Below are 4,006 nucleotides of genomic sequence, written 5' to 3'. Positions count from 1 at the left end.
GCTCTTCCGATCTGTTGGATACGCGGGTGCGGGTGGCGCAGGAGCGGTTGGTTGCGGTGCGTTTGCCGCGCGCTTCGCCTTCTGCCTCGCCGCTGTTGGGGTTGCAGTCGAAATGCGGGAAGTTGCTGCCAGCGATGTCCAGCCGCAGGCGGTGGACTTTTTGAACAGGTTGCAGGTGGCGAATGGCTCGATCACGACTTCTACCACTTCGCCAGGTTGCAGCAGTTCCGGCTGTGTCCAGCTGTTGCGGTAGCGGCAGCGGATGATGCCGTCGGTGATGTTCATCGCGTAGCCCTGCGGGTAGTCTTCGTTGGGCGGGTAAACGTCCACCAGTTTGGCGGTGAAGTCGGTGTCCGGCGCGTCGCTGTCTATCCACAGGCGGACGCGCACGTCGCCCGCGACGCAGAGGTCTTCTGTCAGCGGTTCGCTCTGGAAGACCAGCACGTCGGCGCGGGCGGAAAGCGGCAGGTTGTTGCCCGCGCTGCCAAAGAATTCCGGCGCTTCGCGCTGGTCGAACGCGCCCCCGGCAAAGACCGGCAGGCCGGAGGTGATGGAGCCGCCGATGGTCGGCACCGGGTGATGCGGGTCGGACTGGAGGATGTGCGCCGCTGCTGTCGCCGCTTGCGGGCGCAGTCCCATGTCTGCCTGCAGATACCATTGTTCGCGACGGCTGCCGGGTAGTGGCCAGTCCTGTGCGTGGTGCCACTGGCCGCCGTGTTGTAATCGCCCGGCGTCGTCGCGTTTGCCGCTGCCGCCGCCCATGATGAAGACGGAGACTTCGCGCCTGCCGTCCTGTTCGGGTGTTTCGGCGCAGAGGTGGCGGCTGAACCAGTCGAGGCGGCAGGTGAGCCAGTCGGGGGCGATGGCGCCGTCCAGCGCTGCCTGTGCGCCAAATTCGGCGTTGCCGCTATGGGTGATGATGCGGTCGCCGTGCAGCCAGGGGCCCATGATGAGCCGCTGCGGTGCCTGCCTTCCTGCCGCGCAGAAGGCGCGGAAATTGGCGAGGGTGGACGGCACGTAGGCGTCGTACCAGCTGGAGAGGAACATCACCGGGATGTCCGGCAGTTGTGCGTACCAGCCTTCGGCGTAGATGCCCAGTTGCTGCCAGTATTCGCCGAAGGTGCCGCTCCGCCATTGTTGCAGCAGGTATGCTTCGTATTCAGGATGGTGGCGCAGCGGTGAATGTTGCGGTTGCCACGGCATACAGGCGAACCAGTCAAAGATGTTTTCCGCCGCCAGCGCCGCCGCGATTTGCGGATTGGCCTTGGCGAGCGGGCTGAGCGCCGCCTGTTTGTACGCCCAGGTCGCCTGTTTCAGCTCAAAGGCGCCGCCCTGGCGCGCGCCGCAGCGGTAGGCATTGGCGAAGCCGCCGGAATCGAGCACCATCGTCGTCAGCCCGGGCGGGTTGAGGCAGGCGGCGAGCTGGGTATGCGCCGCGTATGACAGCCCCATGCTGCCGATGCGGCCATTGCACCAGTCCTGTTGCAACAGCCAGGCGATCGACTGTTTTTTCTGTTTTCAGTTCTCTAATAAGCATACGGGAAAATGCGATTCCCCAAGATTTTGAATAGCTGCTTAGGCCGTCTGAAAGCGGGTTTCGGGATTCCTGCGGCCTTTTGGCTTTTCAGGCTACCTTTGGAGTTTTTGCTGCCAAATCGGACTTACGGGATGATATTGACTTTCAGCTTGTCCAAATTTTGGGTGTCAATATAGATCTCGTCTGTGCTGTAGCACGCATCAGAATCGATGCTGTTCCTATAAGAAAAGTTTTGTTCATCTTCCATGCTGCCGTTTGTAAACCGGTAGCGCTGTGTCTGCCAGCCGGCGTAACCGCCGAAGGTGTTTTTGGCGTTCACTTCTGCGCATACCAGATAACAGGGGTAGTATTTTGGTTTGCTGGGTTGGTCGTCGGTTTCGTATATCTTGAACACTTTGCGCGGCGGGGTGATGCGGATTTTTGCACTGTCGGGGTCAAGCAGGGTGTCATTCAGATATTGGCGGATTTGCTGTTCATAATCGTTGGGATAGGTGCCGTAGTCTGCGCTGCGAATCGTGTCCATGCTGATTTCCATGGGCGCGGTTTCAGGCGGGATGGCGCAGGCGGTCAAGAGCAGGGAGAGACTGCCAATAAGGGTGGCACGGGCGGACAGTTTGGTTTTCATATTTGGTTTCCTTTTATTTGACTTGGGGACGATGTCCGCACTGCGCACGGCATCAGGTGCGACCACATCCGCTTTTGTCAGATTTGTCATAAAAACACTCCAGACAAACAAAAAAAACGCAGCGGCACAACACCGCTGCGGACCATCAAAACACGCCGATGCCGTGCAAAAACACCACGACAATCGCCAGCGGCGCGACAAAACGCACCAGCACAAACCACAGGTCAAACAACCACAGCGGCAAATTGCTGCCGGTCATCGCCTCGCGCCGCACCGCCTGCCGCTGCCACGCCCAGCCGGTAAACAGCGCAATCAGCAGCGCGCCGAGCGGCATACTCCAGTTGGTGACGAGCAAATCCAGCGAATCAAAAATACTGCGCTCGCCGATGAACTTGACATCGCCCAGCACGCCGAACGACAGCGCCGACGGAATGCCGACCAAAAAAATCGCCACACCGAGCAGCCACGACACCGGCGCGCGCCGCTCAGGCCGCTTGTACGCCAGCACCGCGACCACATTCTCCAGCATCGAAAACGCCGAAGTCAGCGTCGCAAACAGCACCAGCACCATGAACACCACAAACAGCGGCACGCCGAATGGCAACTTGGCAAACACCGCCGGGAGAATCGCAAAAATCAGCCCCGGCCCCTGGTTCGGCTCAAAACCGAGCGCGAACACCGCCGGGAAAATCACCAGCCCGGCGAGCAGCGAAATCGCAATATTCATCCAGACAATACTGTTGGCGCTGCGCAGAAGATCATAATCATCGCGCAAATACGAGGCATAAGTGACCATCACCGACACGCCGATACTGAGCGCAAAAAACGCCTGACCGAGCGCGGAGAGCATCGTCTCGCCATTGAAAAACGACCAGTCCGGCTTGAGCAGGAACAGCACGCCCTGCCACGCGCCGGGCAACGTGAGCGAGCGCAGCGCCAGCAGGACAAACATCACAAACAGCGCGGGCATCATGTACTTGTTCGCCCGCTCAATCCCCTGACTGACCCCGGCCTGCACCACATACACCACCGCCAGCATGAACAGCCCCTGGAACAAAATCACCTCGCCGGAGTTCGCAATCATCGCGCCGAAAAACGCGCCATAATCCGTCACCGCCGCCAAATCGCCATTCACGCCGTGCCAAATATAAGCGACCACCCAGCCGCCGACGACACTATAAAAAGACAACAACACAAAACAGGTGACGACACCGAGCCAGCCGACCAGCGGCCAGGCGCTGCCGGGGCGGATGCGGTGAAACGCCTGAATCGCATTATGGCGGCTGTGCCGGCCAATGACGAACTCGGAAATCAAAACCGGCGCGCCCACCAAAAACGTGAAAATCATAAACAGCAAAAAAAACACCGCGCCGCCGTGGGTACCGGCGGTATAGGGGAATTTCCAGATGGCACCGAGGCCGATGGCAGAACCGGCGGCAGCGAGGATGAAACCCAGACGGGAAGACCAGCTATCGTGATGACTCATAAACAGACCGATGTTGAAAAAGGAGCGGCATTATCGCCAATTCCACGTTTGCAGGCGGGAAAATTGCACCGTTATCGTCGTAGGGGCAAATCGCCGGATGCGTGGTGCTGCCGACACGCACGCGGAATGCTGGCATTGCGAATGTCGGGCATAAATGCCCGACCTACGTTTGCTGTCACCAACCGCTTTCATGGTGGGGCAAGCCCCACCCTACGGATATTGCGGGCGGGAATCCGCCGCAGATCGGCGAAAGCGGCGGTTTGCGTGTTTTGCAGGCGACTGTAGTGTGGTGCGGAATGCGGGTTGCGAATGTCGGGCATAAATGCCCGACCTACGTTTGCTGTCACCAACCGCTTTC

General features: G+C 59.6%; 2 protein-coding genes and 1 pseudogene. All 3 read right to left on the bottom strand.

Annotated features, from left to right (window positions below; translation table 11 throughout):
- Positions 1-1,503: pseudogene (locus Q0349_RS09385) on the bottom strand (CocE/NonD family hydrolase); the annotation flags it as partial.
- A gap of 158 nt (positions 1,504-1,661) precedes the next feature.
- Complete coding sequence (locus Q0349_RS09380) at positions 1,662-2,162, bottom strand: hypothetical protein (protein WP_298080620.1); 501 nt, start codon at positions 2,160-2,162, stop codon at positions 1,662-1,664.
- Positions 2,163-2,307: 145 nt separating this feature from the next.
- Positions 2,308-3,648, bottom strand: a complete 1,341-nt coding sequence (locus tag Q0349_RS09375; RefSeq protein ID WP_298080619.1) for a sodium-dependent transporter — start codon at positions 3,646-3,648, stop codon at positions 2,308-2,310.
- Positions 3,649-4,006 lie beyond the last annotated feature (358 nt).

Origin of the sequence: uncultured Cardiobacterium sp. (assembly GCF_938028185.1) — a bacterium.
GTDB lineage: Bacteria > Pseudomonadota > Gammaproteobacteria > Cardiobacteriales > Cardiobacteriaceae > Cardiobacterium.
Note: the sequence above shows the minus strand (reverse complement) of the source record. Positions and strands in the feature narration are given on the sequence as shown.

Excerpts from the sequence above, each read along its gene's own strand:
- Q0349_RS09380 (WP_298080620.1), bottom strand. The coding sequence starts at position 2,162 with ATGAAAACCAAACTGTCCGCCCGTGCCACCCTTATTGGCAGTCTCTCC.
- Q0349_RS09375 (WP_298080619.1), bottom strand. The coding sequence starts at position 3,648 with ATGAGTCATCACGATAGCTGGTCTTCCCGTCTGGGTTTCATCCTCGCT.